The 17,562-nt window shown below is 45.5% G+C and carries 10 protein-coding genes; 6 read left to right on the top strand and 4 right to left on the bottom strand.

Features of this window, described 5'->3' with window-relative positions; genetic code table 11:
- Position 1: 1 nt before the first annotated feature.
- Complete coding sequence (locus tag AC1DXF_RS28055) at positions 2 to 778, bottom strand: hypothetical protein (RefSeq protein WP_477452000.1); 777 nt, start codon at positions 776 to 778, stop codon at positions 2 to 4.
- Positions 779 to 1,083: 305 nt separating this feature from the next.
- Here AC1DXF_RS28055 and AC1DXF_RS28050 point away from each other — a divergent pair, with 305 nt between their 5' ends.
- The 5 genes from AC1DXF_RS28050 (at position 1,084) to AC1DXF_RS28030 (ending at position 11,473) form a co-directional block, all read left to right on the top strand.
- Positions 1,084 to 3,789: a bifunctional YncE family protein/alkaline phosphatase family protein gene (locus AC1DXF_RS28050; protein WP_477451999.1), complete on the top strand. Its 2,706-nt coding sequence runs from the start codon at positions 1,084 to 1,086 to the stop codon at positions 3,787 to 3,789.
- A 344-nt stretch (positions 3,790 to 4,133) separates the two neighbouring features.
- On the top strand, positions 4,134 to 5,378 hold the full coding sequence (locus AC1DXF_RS28045; RefSeq protein ID WP_477451998.1) for a YdcF family protein: 1,245 nt from the start codon (positions 4,134 to 4,136) through the stop codon (positions 5,376 to 5,378).
- Positions 5,379 to 5,389: 11 nt separating this feature from the next.
- On the top strand, positions 5,390 to 6,265 hold the full coding sequence (locus AC1DXF_RS28040) for a hypothetical protein (RefSeq protein WP_477451997.1): 876 nt from the start codon (positions 5,390 to 5,392) through the stop codon (positions 6,263 to 6,265).
- A 376-nt stretch (positions 6,266 to 6,641) separates the two neighbouring features.
- Positions 6,642 to 9,920, top strand: a complete 3,279-nt coding sequence (locus AC1DXF_RS28035; RefSeq protein WP_477451996.1) for a SusC/RagA family TonB-linked outer membrane protein — start codon at positions 6,642 to 6,644, stop codon at positions 9,918 to 9,920.
- 23 nt (positions 9,921 to 9,943) lie between these two features.
- Positions 9,944 to 11,473 carry a RagB/SusD family nutrient uptake outer membrane protein gene (locus AC1DXF_RS28030; RefSeq protein WP_477451995.1) on the top strand — a complete coding sequence of 510 codons (1,530 nt, stop codon included), beginning with the start codon at positions 9,944 to 9,946 and terminating at the stop codon, positions 11,471 to 11,473.
- A gap of 54 nt (positions 11,474 to 11,527) precedes the next feature.
- Here AC1DXF_RS28030 and AC1DXF_RS28025 read toward each other — a convergent pair whose 3' ends face one another.
- The 3 genes from AC1DXF_RS28025 to purL all read right to left on the bottom strand — a co-directional run bounded on the left by AC1DXF_RS28025 (position 11,528) and on the right by purL (position 15,307).
- Entirely contained in the window at positions 11,528 to 12,214 is a 687-nt protein-coding gene (locus tag AC1DXF_RS28025; protein ID WP_477451994.1) for an NUDIX hydrolase, read from the bottom strand.
- Between the two features lie 481 nt (positions 12,215 to 12,695).
- Positions 12,696 to 13,085 carry an SMU1112c/YaeR family gloxylase I-like metalloprotein gene (gene gloA2 / locus AC1DXF_RS28020; protein ID WP_477451993.1) on the bottom strand — a complete coding sequence of 130 codons (390 nt, stop codon included), beginning with the start codon at positions 13,083 to 13,085 and terminating at the stop codon, positions 12,696 to 12,698.
- Entirely contained in the window at positions 13,085 to 15,307 is a 2,223-nt protein-coding gene (purL, locus tag AC1DXF_RS28015) for a phosphoribosylformylglycinamidine synthase subunit PurL (protein ID WP_477451992.1), read from the bottom strand. Before purL ends, gloA2 begins: the two co-directional genes overlap by 1 nt.
- Positions 15,308 to 15,996: 689 nt before the next feature.
- On the opposite strand from purL, the gene AC1DXF_RS28010 reads away from it, so the two are divergent.
- Complete coding sequence (locus AC1DXF_RS28010) at positions 15,997 to 17,073, top strand: AAA family ATPase (protein WP_477451991.1); 1,077 nt, start codon at positions 15,997 to 15,999, stop codon at positions 17,071 to 17,073.
- The last annotated feature ends 489 nt before the right edge of the window (positions 17,074 to 17,562 follow it).

Here is a 17,562-nt window from a genome sequence, read left to right as displayed (position 1 = left end):
TTCACCCCGTTACCCCCTCCTTTTTATAAACATTCATCAAACTATCGGCCCTGTATCTGCGCCCTGCTTTTAAAAAGGCATAATAAGGCGCTATTAATTTAGCGGCAGCCGATGAAGGGTATTTATCCAGCAAATATTCGTAGGCATCTTTAAAAAAATCGTTTAAATTGTTCTGATCGTCCATGATCCAGGTGTTATCGGTTCCCTGGAGGAGTGCCTGCAAATAGCTTTTTTGGTTAATGGCAGCATCGGCAATACTTATAAAACCAGGATTTTCCTCAACAAATTGCTCCCACCATATCTCCCTGTCTACCAACTGCTTTGCGCTTATCGTTATCGAAGCGTCTTCTATATAAATATCTTTATTTTCCTTATTTAGCTGCTCCAGGTACATTTTCATTACCGGCGATACGAAATCATAAAACCATCGGGCTATAAAATCTCTATCCTGGCCTACATAGGCAACACCTTCTTCCATAGTGATATCAAACCCATTATTTTTCAATTTAATTAAATAGCTGCCGGCTTTTGCCCGCAACTTTTCCGGTTTCACGTTGCCCGCCAGTTCAGTATCGGCCATACCTGTTGCCTTTTGATGTATGTCGTCCAGTTCAAGATTAAGCTTATCATAATAGTTGCTAAAAATCAAAAAAGCGGTATCGCAGGTGGCAGGGGCTTGTCCTTTGAATAGTTCTGCATATTTTTTTGCGGCCTTTGTCGCGTTTTCAGGGTCGGTAAAATTTAAAGATTTAATAAATACCACATACTGATTAAACAAGGGGTTTGTATATTGCGGCTTATTGGTGGTTGAAGTTTTAGCTGACTTTTTAGCCTTAACAGCATGTTTCGTTTCTGCCGAAGGTTGCTTTTTATGTGAACAAGCGCACAACACAATTAAACACATACACAGGAGTACACAGTTTTTCATGGCAGAATGGAAGTATCTTGCATAAATATGAGCAATTTGTTTGGAAACAGAAAGCGCAACGATAAGACGACGGCTTCACCATATGCACCAGTCGCCTATTATATATTAAAATCTACAGCGCCGAAAGGCATCCATCATCCAGAGCATCTTCTACTATGAAAATACCTACGTTATCTTTTTGTATTTTATTGATCGCGCTGTTTTCTGCCTGTCATTCGGTTATAACAGAGGGCACCAGCGGCAACCAGGAGCAAACCAATATGCACAGCGCATACGACGATAGCACCTTAAACAATAAGACATTACCCATAATAATGCCCTATAACCGCCTGATTGACCCGGCCGGAAAAGTGGTGCGCTTTGGCGATCCAAATTTTGAAAACCATAGTCTCGACATTAAATTGATTCCGGGAACGTCGGTTTTGGCTGTTGAAGACAGGTATGGGATTACCTTGATAGATTCGGTTGGCAACAAGGTAATTGCACAATGGACTTACAATAAAGATAAACGATACAACGGCCTGATGAGCACTTACTCGGGCTTAAAGGTTCATAAAAACGGCACTGAAACACAGATTTTCTGGAGCGCCGCCAATGGCGATTCACATAAATCATTTGTGATGCAAGCCGTATGGAACGGACAAGATATCAGTATTAAAAGCGCATTTGAATTCAAACCGGTGGCGCCTTCACCGCTGGCATTACCCAACGAACTGGTGATTAATAATGAAGCCGGTACCGATTACTTATATGTGGCCTTAAATGGCAATAACCAGGTTGTAAAAATTAATTTAAGCACCCGGCAAACCGTTTATACCAAACCAACCGGGGTTGCACCATACGGCCTTGCATTGGTTGGGCAGCAATTGTTCATCACCAACTGGGGCGGTGCCGAACCGACCGATACAACGGGCCGGGAAACTGCTGGCGTACCCTATGGTAAAACCTATATCGACCCCAAAACCGGCGCAACAAGTTCTGGGAGCGTACAGGTATTTGATATTGCAAGTGGTAACGTGCTGAAAGAAATTCCTGTTGGCCTGCACCCCAATGTTATCATAACCGATAAAAGCAACCGTTTTTTATACGTTGCCAATGCCAACAGCGATAACGTATCGGTAATAGCCGCCGCAACTTTAAAAGTTGTTGAAACCATCCCCGTAAGGTTAATGCAGGATAAAAATGGTTATATCGGCGATTCGCCAAACGCTTTGGCCCTTAGCAACGATGGTAATACTTTGTCTGTTGCCAATGGGCTTGATAACGCGGTTGCCGTAGTTAAACTTGGGTCGACCTCTTCGGCTAACGGCAAGGGGAAAACAACAATTAAAGGGTTTATACCTACCGAGGCTTACCCGGGTGGTTTATTGGTTGATAATAACACCCTTTTTGTGACCAACCTGGAAGGCGAAGGATCAAGTGTGAGTACCAAAGAATTCAAAACCTCGCAGGTGCCTGACAATGTTACCGCTTATAACTCGCACCACGAAAAGGCTACCGTATCTATTATCCCATTGCCGGATGACGAGTTATTGAAAAAATATACCAGCCGCGTAAAAACACTCAACCTTACCTTCAGGCAGGAGATATCCCAACTGGTGCCGCGCAAAAACATTGCCCCAAAGCCAATGCCTGATCGTATTGGCGAACCATCGGTATTTAAGCACGTGCTATACATCATCAAAGAAAACCGCACTTACGACCAGGTTTTAGGCGATCTGCCGCAGGGCAAAGGTATGCCCTCTTTATGTATTTATGGCGATAGCATTACCCCAAATCAGCATAAGTTAGCCAAAGATTTTGTGTTGCTTGATAATTACTATGCATCGGGCAAATGCTCAGCCGAAGGGCACCAATGGACTGACGCGGCCATGGTAACCGATTATGTGGAGAAAAACGTGCGTGCCTGGTTCCGCAGCTATCCGCACGTGCAGGAAGACGCGCTGGTGTACGATAAGAAAGGCTTTATATGGAATAACGCCGCCGATCACGGTAAAAAAGTACGGATCTACGGCGAAGCATCGGCACCGCATTACGATGAAAAATTAAGCTGGACGGATATGTACAATAACTACAAAGCCGGCGTCCCGCTTAAATTTTATAACACCAGTACCATATCAAGGGTGAGGCCAATGCTATCCCAAAACTACCCCGGATCGGACGAGTTAAAAATAACCGACCAGATACGGGCCTCGGCTTTTATTGATGAGTTAAAGGGTTATGAAAAACAGTCCGGCGATGAATTGCCTGAACTTATGGTAATGGCATTATCAACCGACCATACACAAGGTACCCGTCCAGGACTACCTAAACCGGAATCGATGGTGGCAGATAACGATCTCGCCCTCGGCCGTATCATTGAGGCCGTATCTAAAAGCCGCTTTTGGAAAAATACGGTAATATTTGTTACCGAAGATGACTCGCAGGCCGGGTGGGACCATATATCTGCTTACCGTACAACAGGCTTTGTGGTAAGCCCGTACAGCCAGTTGCAAAAAACGGTATCAACCAATTACAACCAAACTTGCATTGTACGGTCGATAGAACAAATATTGGGCATTCCACCAATGAATATTATTGATGCAACTGCGCTGCCAATGTTTAGTTGCTTTAGCAACAGGCCAACTGCATATACTTACAATGCAGTGCCAAATCGTATCCCGTTAAATAATATCAACCCCAAACTTGCCGCACTTAAAGGGCAGGCATTATATTATGCCAAAGCATCGTCGAAACCGCAGTTCGACCACGTTGATGGTGGCAATGACGACATGCTGAACCGCATTTTGTGGTATGCCGCAAAAGGTAAAAAAACTTACCCGGTAAAATTAACCGGCAAGGCAGATGATGATGACGATTAGTACCTGAAGATAAACGATCTTTTCCTGAAGTTCCCCTGCCCGGCGAATGCACACAAATACGCTTCATTTTCTGCCCAGTTAAACGTTTTACATCCGCTAATGAACGGTCCAATCTTCGGCTTTTTATGGACCCCTGATGGAGTTAACGATCATGCCCACGCTTTGGATTTGTATTTTATCATGATTAGCTCTATTCCGATTACCTTTTGTACCCGGACCCTTTAGAGTTATTTGCGCCCGCACGGGTTTTCATCGTATAAGGGTAATACGATATATAGGATTGTTACCTGGAGTTAACTTTAAATTTAATTTGAAAGGCTTTATTTACGTCTTGTAAAACACCTATGAAAAAGTTAATACTGGCGTTGCTAAGCCTTGGCTGCTTAAACATTTATGCACAGCCCTCCTCCCCTGCCAGGAGTAAAAGTATCCCGGCCGATTACGTAGAAGTAAAAAACTACTATCTGTTGAGTCTTTTTGAGCAGGATAGTGATGTTAGCTCCGTACTTAAACGCGATGATCAACTGGCACGGCTTACCCAACAAAAGCTAAATACGCTTAATACATCTCTCGCCAACTGCAAAGATGCATCATGTTTAACGGCAGCCGTTAAACTTACAGATGAAGAGATCAGTTTAGTAAGCGAGCGTCTTACGGCACTTTATAAACCCGGCAACGCCCTGGATAGGCTGATTAAAACAAAGCTGATCCCATCTGGCGCTTATAGTTTGTACAAAAATTTACCGGCCGGCCAGTTATTACTAAAAGCATGGCAACAGGACGCCGGTAGCATTAATTATGCTATTGCTGTATATGCCGAAGGCAAAAAACCAAATTATCCGCAAATAGATTCTATCAGTTACAATGTTCATACAAAAGGTTATTATACGTTGATGTATGATGCCACAACAACGTTGATTGGTGATGTTAAAAACATGGGGTTATTTTTTGAACCGCCAATGCGGGCGGCATTACTTTACCTGCAGATAAATGAAAGACAGGACCCCGCCAGTTACGAACCTATGGAACTTGGGGTAAATAAAGCAGCTGTTGTCCGCATAAAAACTATAAAATGGTCTGATTACCCCTACTCAAACATTTTAGTACCGGGGGCGGGACCTGATAACTTAAAATCACCTTTAAGCGGCGAAGGCATGCTGCGGTGCAGACTGGCGGTTCAGCAATATAAATTGGGTAAAGCGCCGCTTATTATCGTTTCCGGCGGCAAAGTACATCCGTACAAAACAACATACAACGAAGCCGAAGAAATGAAGGCGTACCTGGTGAAAAACCTGCACATCCCAGAAAACGTCATCATCATTGAGCCACATGCGCGCCACACCACCACCAATATGCGCAATAGCGCCAGGCTTATTTATAAATATGGCATTCCGGCCAACAAGCCGGGGATTGTAGTAACAGATAAATCGCAAACCGATTTTATTATGACTATGGATGCCCGCTGCCAAAAGGAACTAAACTACGTGCCTTACAAACTGGCCAAACGTAATGCCGAAACCGAGGTTGAATATTACCCGGTTGAAGATGCCAAACAAATTGACCCGGATGAACCACTTGACCCCCGATAAACATTAAAACGATGCAAAAAATTACTTTAACCGTAATAGCCGCTGTATTAGGCATCGGTAGTTTAGCAACCGGTAATATTGATCACCAGCTTAAACGTACTATAACTGTCGATTCATTGGGCGCGTGCCAGGGCATATCCTACCAAAAAGGCCGTATATTTTTATACGGCGACAGGGAAGTAGGTATGATCCGCGAGTTTAAGCTGGAAAACGATAGCCTGGTATATCAGCATAAAGAATATAAGCTGACACAAAAGGGGCAGGACATCATTAACCACCCAACGGGCATCGCCTATAATGGCAGGGGCCCAACTTTTATCGGTAATTCTATTCGCCTTAATGCCGCGGGCAGTCAATGGCGGGCGGTAATCTACAATGTTAACTGGAAAGGTTTGCTTAAAACAGGTACACTTGATGGAAATTTAATTAATACCATTGAGGATGACGCCTGTATACAAGGTACCCGCCCGGAATATGTAAAATATGATGGAAAATGGTATGTAGCCACTGCCGATTATGGCGATCATGGTAATGAGGTACGATTATACGACCCCGAAAAACTGGCCAAAGCTAAAAGCACAAAAGAGCCTGGGGTGCTTTATAAAAAGTTTATCTGTACACCCTGGGTGCAAAATTTATATTGGAAAGCCGATAAGGGCATATTAGTGCTCATACAAAATAAAATGGAAGGCAGGCAATGGCGCTTTACCTACATAGATCTTAAAAAATCAATAGCAGCTGGTAAACAGGTAATTATCAGCCAGGTGGATGGTATAAACAGGGCCGACGAACTGGAAGGCTTTTCTTTCCTTGGCGATAACAAAAACGGAATAGCCGTAACCTCGTCGCGCAGCAACAACGTGAATTTCACCCTTACTACCTGGTAGTATCTTGAAAATTAGCTATAGTGGGATGCCTGCTGTTGATAGATATATCTCTTTTTTTGTTAATGTAAATTTAACACTAAGCTATCCTTTGATTAAGATAGCCCGGTTAGCTTTGTTGCCATTACTACAACATTAATAACTCCGAATTAATGTTTTTTAATGATAGCGTAGCAATAATTATCAAATTATTAATGTTTTTCTCACGCCTTTAAATAAATCGCCTATGTAACATTAACATCAACTTAACATCGAACTCGGCGATAAACTAAGAACCGGTGAATGCACTAACATTCACACGGTCCGGGATAATTGTCAAATAACTCAAAAGCGGTCCAAGGCTTTAAGTCGTTTTCTTTAACAATCAATTTTTAAAAATATGAATAAAAAGATTATCCCAAATCTTTTGAACAGGTTTTATTTGTTACCTGTTTTGTGCCTACTGGTTTTGCTAAAACCTTTTACGTTGAACGCTACAGTTTCGTATAATATTGCACACCAGTACATTATGCCTGTTTCGGGCGTTGTTAGCGATGAAACCAATCTTCCCTTACCCGGTGTATCTGTACGTATAAAAAACACCGATAAAGGAACGGCCACCAGTGCAAACGGTAGTTATACTATATCTGCCGAAGAAGGGGCTGTGCTGGTTTTTAACTATATAGGCTATGAGCAGCAGGAAATAATTGTTGGCAGCTCATCAACTATCAATGTAAAAATGAAACCCAAAGCAAACATGCTCAACGAGGTTGTGGCCATAGGCTACCAATCTATTCGTAAAAGTGATGTCACCGGGTCAATTGCCAGTGTAAAATCAAGCGATCTTAACCTTTCGGCCCCTTCCCTGGGCCAGGCGCTTGCCGGTAAGGTATCGGGGGTGCAGGTATCGCAAACCAGCGGGGCGCCTTATACCAGCACCAAAATCAGGGTTAGGGGTGTTGGATCTTTTAATGCCAGTTCCGATCCTTTATATGTAATAGACGGCTACCCGGCAGGTAACGACATTTTTATTAATCCCGACGATGTAGAAAGTATCGACATTTTAAAAGATGCTGCATCGGCTGCTATTTATGGTTCACGGGCATCGGGTGGTGTAGTGCTTATTACTACAAAAAAAGGGAAAGAAGGTAAAGGCCGGTTTGAGTATGATGTGCAAACCGGTATAGATCAGCTTGCCCATAAAGTAAAATTACTGAACGCCGACCAGGCAGCGCTGTTGGTTATTGATGGCCGCAATAACGCCTATCATGATCTGTGGGTTAATGGCGGCCATACCTGGACTGATGCCATGTACTCTGATAATAACGCCACCCGTGTTGCCAATGTGGGTAGCTCGGGCAGCGTGAGCATACCCGATGGATTGTATAATTTTGCCACACAAACGCCTATTAAACAAACCATAAATACCGATTGGCAGGACGAGTTATACCGCAACGCGTTTATGCAAAAACATACCCTGTCATTTTCGGGCGCTTCAAACGGCATCCGTTATTATGTAAGCGGCGCTTACCAAAATCAGCAGGGTATTATCCGTACAACCGGCCAGCAGCGCTATAACTTTCGCACCAATGTTGATGGCGATGTAAGCAAACGGATTCATATCGGCGCTAACATATCGTACACAGAAAACACTAACCAGGAAGCCCAGGAGGGACGTTTTGATCATGGACCTATACTGGGCGCGTTGATTTATATGCCATACCTGCCGGCCTACAACGCCGATGGTTCGCTGGCTACCAATGCCGAGGCCGCAGGCTCAAGCCAGTATGGTTACCAGGGTATAGAAAACCCGGTGGCGCTTGCCGAACGCATAAAAATTAACCGGAAGGGATACAGGAGCACCTACAATGCCAACGTCACCTATAATATTTTGCCAGGCCTTAATTTTAAAACCAACCTGGGTACACAAACTTATACCGAAAAGTATGATTATTATTACCCAACCACATTGAGCAGCGGCGCATTCCCTCCCGGATCGCAGCAGTCAATACTGGCTGCCAATGCTGTTGCTTCAAACCTGGTTAATGTTGATAAACTTGCCGAGTTCACTTTAAACTACAATAAACAGTTTGGTAAACATCACTTTGATGCATTGGCAGGCTATACAGCGCAGCGTACCACCAGCGATTACATCAGCGTAAAAGCAAACGGCTTTCAGAGTGATTATGTGCCGGAAATTTCAGGTAAAGGAGCCGATGCAGCATTCTTCAGTTTAAATTCAGCTGTAAAAAGCGCTTATACGCTGCTTTCTTATCTTGGCCGTGCCAATTATAACTATGCCGGTAAATACTTTTTAACGGCATCATTCCGTGCCGATGGTTCGTCACGCTTTGGCGAGTCAAACAAATACGGTTATTTTCCGTCGGTGGCCGCCGGCTGGAACCTGTCCGAAGAGTCATTCTATCATCACTTCCTTGGCGATGGATCCACTGTTAAACTCCGTGCAAGCTGGGGTAAAAGTGGTAATTTCAACATCCCTAACTATGCTATCGCCCAAACACTTGCCAGTCCTATAGGCGCTGTATTAAACGGCGGTATAGTAACCGCTACCTATCCGGGTGGCATTAAGGATAAAAACCTAAGCTGGGAAACAACATCACAATACAATTTTGGTACCGATATCGGCTTGTTTAACGGGCGTTTAAATATCATCGCCAATTACTACCTCAGCTATTCATATAACCTGTTATATAATCAGCCCATTTCGGCAATATCAGGCAGTACAACTATTTTAACCAACCTGCGCGATTCCAGAATACGTAATACCGGGTTTGATTTGCAGCTGGATGGCAGGATAATCAGCACAAAAGATTTCACCTTTGGCGCAAGTGGCAATATTTCGTTAAACCGAAATAAAGTTGTTAAGCTGCCAACCAATAATACACTGATCATTAACGGTGCCGAGCGATCATACCTTACCAGCATAACTACCCAGGGGCAGCCAATAGGCATGTTTTATGGCTTTAAAGTTGGCGGAATAATTACTGCCGAGAATTTTGGTAAAACGGCTCCCTCTGCCTCACAAACCAACCCCGCAAAAATAGGCGATCTGTGGTTTGTTGACACAAACCACGATGGTATAGTAAACGATGCCGATAAAACAATCATCGGCTCACCGTATGCCAAATTCACCTACGGATTTGCCCTTAACAGCACCTATAAACGTTTTGATGTAGCCGCGTCTTTTAATGGTTCATATGGCAACCAGATTTTGGATGGGCAGGATTATTACCTGTACAATATGGAAGGTTCGGGCAACCAATACGCCGACGTTGCCAATCGTTACAGGAACGCTGCCGAGCCGGGTAATGGTAAAGTTTATCGCGCTTCACGAGCAGGCACACAAAGCAACAGTACACGTTTATCAACCTTTTATCTGCAAAGTGGCTCATACCTGCGTTGTACCAACTTAACCTTAGGTTATACACTACCGGGCTTTTTACAAAATACGCTGGGCCTAAGCAAAGCACGTGTTTTTGCCAGCGTAGTAAACGCGTTTACTATAACCAAATATAAGGGCTATAACCCCGATGTTGATTACAACTATTCGGGCGCTGCATCAAACAACACACAGCCTGCCAACCTTGCACCGGGTATAGATTATGGTACTTATCCGCTGGTTAGGTCATACAACTTAGGTGTTAATGTTACTTTTTGATAATTTTTTAAAGAGATATAGAGATGAAGAAGAAATTTGTAGCCATTGCCTGCTTTGCCGCAGTTGTGGCGATAAGTCCGTCTTGTAAAAAGGACTTTTTGAATGAAAGCGACCCCAATGCGATAACCGTTGACGCAAGTTATAAAACGCCAAATGATGTGCTGCTGGCCGTAAACGGAATATATCAATCCATGCGCAGCGGTAATAATGTTGGCGAAAGCAGCGACTTGTGGACAGATCAACGCTCTGATGATACCGGCACCAACGATAACCAGTCAAACTCAGGCGAACCTTTCCAGTTCAACAACTTTTCCATATTGCCAACCAATACTTACCTTAAAAGCCACTGGGTATCATTGTACACTACCGTTACCCGTGCCAACGTAGTATTATCACATATTGACCAGGTACCGTTTACAGATAATAACCTGAAACTTCAATACGCAGCCGAGGCCAAATTTTTACGCGCTTTTACCTATTTTGAATTGGTACGCCTTTGGGGCGATGTGCCCCTGGTAACAAAACAACTGGCATCGACAGATGTAGCCGCCGCTACCTTTCGCGAAAAGCAGGAGGTTGTATACCAACAGATAGTTGCCGATTTAAAAGATGTTATCAATAACAGCCCGCTGCCAAATTTGCAGGCGGCTACGGGAAGAGTATCAAAAGCTGCTGCCAATTTCCTGTTGGGCCAGGTATACCTAACCATGGCAACCACTTTAAACCAGGCCAACCGTCAAACCAATCTTACAAACGCCAAAACGTTTTTAATGGCCGCTTACAATATGCGTACATTCGGTGCATTAACCGACATTCCTTATACCAATGTTTTTGATGTCGCCAAAAAAACATCTTGTCCCGAATTGATCTTCCAGATTGTAAATATTCAGGGGGATGTGAATTACAGTTCGTCAATTGCAGCTAATTTCCAGGCCAAGGGCGAGACCATTAATTCGCAAAAAGTTGCATCGGGCGCGGGTTATAATGTAACTCACGATTTGATCAACGAATATGAAACAACCGATCCGCGTATGACGTTCTCCGTAAAATACGCTGCCAATCCTATTGTAAAAGATTGGTTTGTTACCAAGTTCAGGGACGCAAGTGATAAAGCCACTATTAACGGCTATGGCGGTAACGACTGGATCCTGATGCGTTATGCCGATGTGATCCTGTCGCTTGCCGAAGTAAATAACTACCTTGGCGATGCCGCTACCGCCATAAGTTTCTTAGACCAGGTGCGTGCACGCGCAGGCATGCCTGCATACGCTGTATCAATGACCAATGGCGATTACGCTACCAAATATCCAACGCTAAAACTGGCTATTTTACACGAACGCCGTGTTGAACTGGCTTTTGAACACCATCGCTGGTACGACCTGCTCCGTACATTCAGTACCGATGAATTAGTGGCTTACTTTAGAGCAAAAAAACAAACTGATTTTGGCCTGGCACAACTGGCGAACTTTGCCACCAAAGATCGTTACTATCCAATACCGTTTGATGAGTACAAACTTAATCCTGTTAAGATGTACCAGAACCCTGGTTATTAATATTTACAAAAAGGAGGGGCGCAAGTCCCTCCTTTTTATTTTTACGACAAAACCTTAAATTTCGAAATTGATACCTTGTTTTTGAAGCTGGAAATATTTCTGCTGATTAAAACGAAACAGGTTTCCCGGCCGGCCCGCTCCCTCAAGCACTTGCTTTTCAGTTGTTTCCTCCAGGAAGCCAAACTTGATGACTTTCTTTTTGAAATTACGCCGGTCAATCTCCCTATCCAACACAGCCATATAAAGCTTTTCCAGTTCAGAGAAGGGAAATTTTTCTTCCAGCAGCTCGAAGCCTACCGGCTGGTAAAGGATTTTGTTTTTAAGGCGATCGTGTGCCGCACCAATGATGGCATTATGATCAAACGCCAGTTGGGGGATTTTTTTAATATTGAACCATGCAACCTCGGCAGCATCGGTGGCGGCCTCAATTTCAAATGCATCCGGTTTAACCAAGCCATAGTAGGTGATAGAAATCACCCTGTTACGTGGGTCGCGACCCGTGCTGCCAAAACTGTACAGTTGCTCCAGGTAGTTAATACTGATGCCGGTTTCCTCTTTTAGTTCGCGCTGTACGGCATCCTCTAATGTCTCTTCGTTGCCAACCAGGCCACCAGGCAATGCCCAGGTATTTTTGAAGGGATTGATGTTGCGTTTGATGAGTAGCACAGATAATCCCTCTTTTGAAGTATATCCAAATACTACTGCATCAACGGCTACTTTAATATCCTGGGTAGTGGGCATAACGCAAAGTTATTAATATGCGGAAAATTAACGCAAATTATTAAGTACGGGAATTTAATATGTGGGCGTTGCCTGCGGCCGGGCCATTCGCTCATACGTCACAAGGCGTTACGCTCAGGGCCTGTATCCGCTACTGTCCCTAACGCAAAATTGTCTGAACCTGAATTTTTCACTTTCTGTTTGTTTTTAAGAGGTGTTCAAGAAGGCTACGCCGTTTATAGAATTAAAGAATTAGCAGAATTTTAAAAGCAAATTCGAGAAATTCTGAAAATTCCTTAATTCCGGTTCAGACAATGCGTTAAGGATCGACGCGGATACCGGCCAATGTGGCTAAGGCCCGTGCAGTATGAGCACAGAGCCTGGCCGCAGGCAACGCGCGCATTAGTATCAAGTAGTAAGTATCAAGTAGCAAGACAGCTTCATCGCGGTTCCTCGCCCAAAAACCAAAAAAATCTTGATACTTGATACTAACTACTTACTACTATCTTTCATACAACTCCAGCGGCAAGCCATCGGGATCTGCAAAGAAGGTAAAGCGCTTACCTGTAGTTTCATCTACCCTGATGGGTTCTGTGGCTACGCCAAATTCGGTGAGATGAAATATGGCTTCGTCAAGGGCATCTACCTCGAAGGCTAAGTGGCGCAGGCCGGCAGCTTCAGGGTGTGACGGACGCGGTACGGGTTCTGGAAACGAAAAAAGCTCAATCTGGTAGCGGTCGCCCACTTCCAGATCAAGCTTGTATGATTGTCGTGCTTCGCGATATACCTCGCGCACTATTTTTAAACCCAGTACCTCGCTGTAAAAATGTTTCGACTTTTCATAGTCGGAACAGATGATAGCGATGTGGTGTACCCGGGTTAGTTTCAGCATTATTCGCCTAAAATAGAGTGTAATACATTGCTATGAACCATTTTCACATCGGTAACGTGGCCAAACAGTTCTTCGTCAACATTAAGGAAACCATTGTTTACGGTACCCAGCAGGCTGAACTCCGTTTCGCTGGTGGCCATAAACTCAATAAAGCGCTCCTGCTCCTCGGGTGCTACGGTTACTACTACTCTACCCTGTGCCTCGCCGAAAAGGAAGGCATCCTTACGGATGGTATCATCGGTAGCAATATCAAAACCTAAACCATTTGGCATGGCTGATTCTAACAGGCAGGTGTACAAACCACCATCGGCCACGTCATGGGCGCTTTCCAGCACGCGGTGTTTGATGAGTTCTTTAATGGTTTGCTGTATAGCGTACTCTTTATCAATATCAAAATGCGGGGCCGGGCAAGCTGTTATTTTATGCCATGAGGCCAGGTATTGCGATGAAGCGATATCATTAACCGATTCGCCTATCAGGTAGATCAAATCACCGGGTTGTTTAAAATCGGCGGTCATGATGTTTTCGGTATCTTCCATTACACCCAGCATACCAATGGTAGGTGTTGGGAATACAGATCCACCATCGGCAGATTGGTTGTAGAAGCTTACGTTACCACCGGTAACAGGGGTTTCAAACTTGCGGCAGGCATCGCCCATACCTTTAATGGCGCTTACAAACTGCCAGTATACCTCGGGGTTGTAAGGGTTACCAAAGTTTAAGCAGTTGGTAATAGCCACAGGCTCGCCACCGGCGCAGGTAATGTTACGGGCAGCCTCGGCAACGGCAATAGCAGTACCCTTGTAAGGATCGGCGTATACGTAACGGGAGTTACAATCTGTTGTTAATACAATAGCTTTGTTGGTATCCTTAACGGCTACAACGGCTGCATCGCAGGCCAGGTTGGCTGTCATGGTTTGTACACCTACCATGCTATCGTACTGATCGGTTACCCAACGTTTTGATGCCAGGTTAGGGTGTGCAGATAAATGTTCCGCAACCTCGATCAAATTGGCAGGTTCCGGCACATCGTTTATATTAAATTGCTGGTTAATGGCATAGTAGGCTGGCTCGCGGTATTCGCGTTCGTAAACCGGGGCGCCACCGCCTAAAACAAGGTCGTCGGCAGGTACATCGGCAACTTTTTCGCCATGCATGTAGTATTCTAAACGCTGGGTGTCAGTAACCTCGCCTATGATGGCGCAGTTAAGGTCCCATTTATCAAATACGGCTTCCACCTCTTTTTCACGACCTTTATGCACCACAATCAGCATGCGCTCCTGTGATTCAGAAAGCAGGATCTCGTAAGGCTTCATATTGGCCTGGCGGGTAGGTACCAAATCCAGGTCGATACGCATACCATGCTCGCCTTTGGCGCTCATTTCAGAGTTGGAGCAGATGATACCGGCAGCGCCCATATCCTGCATACCAACCACGGCACCGGTTTTAATAACCTCTAAGGTAGCCTCTAACAACAGTTTCTCCTGGAAAGGGTCGCCTACCTGTACGGCGGGAAGATCGTTCACCGAATCTTTGCTGATATCCTTAGACGCGAAGGCCGCGCCATGGATACCATCTTTACCTGTGGCAGAACCTACTATATAAACAGGGTTACCCACGCCGTATGAGGTTGCCGAAACGGTTTCGCCCGCTTTAACAATACCAGCCGACATAGCGTTCACCAACGGGTTAACGTTGTAGCAATCGTCGAAGAACAATTCGCCGCCTACGGTTGGGATGCCAAAGGCGTTGCCGTAATGGCTGATGCCTTTTACCACACCCTTAACCAGCCACTGGGTTTTCTCCAGTTTAAGGTCGCCGAAGCGCAGGGAATTGAGCTGGGCAATGGGTCTTGCTCCCATGGTAAATATGTCGCGGTTGATACCGCCCACACCTGTTGCCGCGCCCTGGTAAGGTTCAAGAGCCGACGGGTGGTTATGTGATTCTATTTTGAAGGCGCAGCCAATGCCATCGCCAAGGTCAACCAGGCCGGCGTTTTCTTCACCTGCTTTGGCCAGCATGCGGTCGCTGTCTTTAGGCAGGGTTTTTAGCCAGGTGATGGAGTTTTTGTACGAGCAGTGTTCGCTCCACATTACCGCGAAGATAGATAGCTCGGTAAAGTTGGGCACGCGCCCTAATATCTCTATAATACGTTCAAATTCTTCGGGTAGTAAGCCTAAATCTTTGGCGGTTTCAACGGTGGTTAATTCCTGGTGCTCCAAGGTAATATTGTTTTATTTTGAAAGGATGCGCAAAATTAGGAAAAAAAGCGGAAGTGAGGAAAGGTTAAAGGCGAAAGGTGAAGAGTGAAAGGTTTTGAGGTTCGGGGAGCGGGTTACCGGGTGCGGGAATTGTCAAAACCGTTCCACCGGAACGCCTGGAACACCCGGAGCGCTCTGGAACGCATTAGTGCAGACAATCAGCACTTTACATTTTCAACAAAACCAGGCATGGAACACCATTTGCGCTAATAATCAACCACTTACACTTTTTAATAAGTTGACACTTTTAACCCGAACCCGAACTTCGGCATAAAAAAACTTCCTTTTAAAACCGGGCAGCAGGAGTTAAGTTACACACCCATATTCATATAAACCAACGCTAAGAATAACCACAAATAGTGCAAAAAAATTCAAAAAAATAACAATAAACAGCAAAAAAACCACAAGAATATGATGGACTTCTTTTCAGATACCCGCAGATGAACAAAAAAACATATCTCCCCGCCTGGCCACGGAAATTTGAAGGATCTCCCGGCTACTGACATACTTGTGTCACCACTTTTGTTTTAGTGGATATGTAAATTTGTAGGCACCGAATCCCTGGCCGGTTACAACTTCACCCAAATCCCCACGCGTTACTACATCAAAAATCTTGATACTTGATACTTACTACTTGATACTAAAAACCCATGCAAAGACCACCCATCATCGAAAGCCTCCGCAACGAAATCCGCGGAATCGTTCCGCCCAACACGAACCAGGCAACACGAACCACGCCCTCCTCCACTCCCGACCCTGAAATGGTGGCCGACCTGTTCCACATCCACTCCCTTAACCAGTGGATGACCATGGAAAAAAGTAGCGACCGCCCCCAAATGCTCTTCGACCGTTTTTGGATTGAGGGCGAACTCTGCATCATGTTTGCCGATACCAATATGGGCAAAAGCATCCTGGCCGTGCAACTGGGCGATAGCATTACCCGCGGCAAACCCATTACAGGTTTCCAGTTGGGCGCCAACCCCACGCCCGTGTTGTATATCGATTTTGAACTCAGCTCCAAGCAATTTGAGCAGCGCTATACCGATAAAAACGGCACCTATAAGTTCGACGACAACTTTCACCGCGGCGAGTATAACCAGCTAAGCATGCTGCCCATGGACCAAAAAAATTACGACGACTATGTGGTAAGCGCGCTCACCCGCGGCATTAAAACCACCGGCGCCACCGTGCTTATTATCGATAACATTACCTGCCTGCGCAAGGGCACCCAAAGCGCCGGCGAGGCCCTGCCCCTCATGAAAAAACTCAAATACCTGAAAACCCGCCACGGCCTCAGCATCCTGGTGCTGGCACATACGCCCAAACGCAATACCGCCGTCCCCATAAGCCGCAACGATTTGCAGGGCAGCAAAATGATCATGAACTTTTGCGACAGCGCCTTTGCCATCGGCGAAAGCCAAACCATGCCCGGCTACCGCTATCTTAAACAAATAAAACAACGCAGCACCACCGAAACCTACGGCGCCGATAATGTTTGCCTGCTTAAACTCGAACACCGCAACAGCCTGCTCCAGTTCACCGTTACCAGCCACTCTCCCGAACACAGCCACCTGCGCCGCCCCGACCAGCAGGACCGCGACCGCACCGCCCGCCAGGTTGCCGATCTGCACCGCCAGGGCTACAGCCAACGCAAAATAGCCGCCAAACTCCAGCTGGGCGTAGCCACCGTAAACCGTATGATCAGTTGGGCAACGGGTGGGGAATAAGCCCCACCTAAATCCTCCCCGGTTGTGGAGAATCAACTACACTCTTTCCGTACCCTCAGGGTCTCCTTGAAAAGGGACCCTGAGGCCGCCTGCCAGGTATAAAACTATGCAGATGCGACTTGCATGATCCCCTCAGGGTCCTCCTTTGGAGAGACCCTGAGGGGACGGAAATCTTATACGCCCTGCATCTCAACCGGCTTATCGGAATGCAGGGTGTATAAGATTTTTTGCTACGCTCAAGAGATAGTTCCGTCCCCTCAGGGTCTCCTTGGAAAGGGAAAATAACGTTGTTAAAGGGCTGTCATGGTGAGCCTGTCGAACCATAGTGGGCAAAGGCCTCTCCGCGCGAGTCTTCGACAGGCTCAGACTGACAGGCCTCTCCGTCCCCTCAGGGTCKCCTTGRAAAGGGAAAATAACGTTGTTAAAGGGCTGTCATGGTGAGCCTGTCGAACCATAGTGGGCAAAGGCCTCTCCGCGCGAGTCTTCGAC

The sequence above is a fragment of the Mucilaginibacter sp. P2_A5 genome (genome assembly GCF_056404995.1).
Note: the sequence above shows the minus strand (reverse complement) of the source record. Positions and strands in the feature narration are given on the sequence as shown.

Bases quoted from the DNA above. Each gene is read 5' to 3' on its own strand.
- AC1DXF_RS28035 (WP_477451996.1), top strand. From the start codon at position 6,642: ATGAATAAAAAGATTATCCCAAATCTTTTGAACAGGTTTTATTTGTTA.
- AC1DXF_RS28045 (WP_477451998.1), top strand. From the start codon at position 4,134: ATGAAAAAGTTAATACTGGCGTTGCTAAGCCTTGGCTGCTTAAACATT.
- AC1DXF_RS28030 (WP_477451995.1), top strand. From the start codon at position 9,944: ATGAAGAAGAAATTTGTAGCCATTGCCTGCTTTGCCGCAGTTGTGGCG.
- AC1DXF_RS28040 (WP_477451997.1), top strand. From the start codon at position 5,390: ATGCAAAAAATTACTTTAACCGTAATAGCCGCTGTATTAGGCATCGGT.
- AC1DXF_RS28025 (WP_477451994.1), bottom strand. From the start codon at position 12,214: ATGCCCACTACCCAGGATATTAAAGTAGCCGTTGATGCAGTAGTATTT.
- AC1DXF_RS28050 (WP_477451999.1), top strand. From the start codon at position 1,084: ATGAAAATACCTACGTTATCTTTTTGTATTTTATTGATCGCGCTGTTT.
- AC1DXF_RS28010 (WP_477451991.1), top strand. From the start codon at position 15,997: ATGCAAAGACCACCCATCATCGAAAGCCTCCGCAACGAAATCCGCGGA.
- gloA2 (WP_477451993.1), bottom strand. From the start codon at position 13,085: ATGCTGAAACTAACCCGGGTACACCACATCGCTATCATCTGTTCCGAC.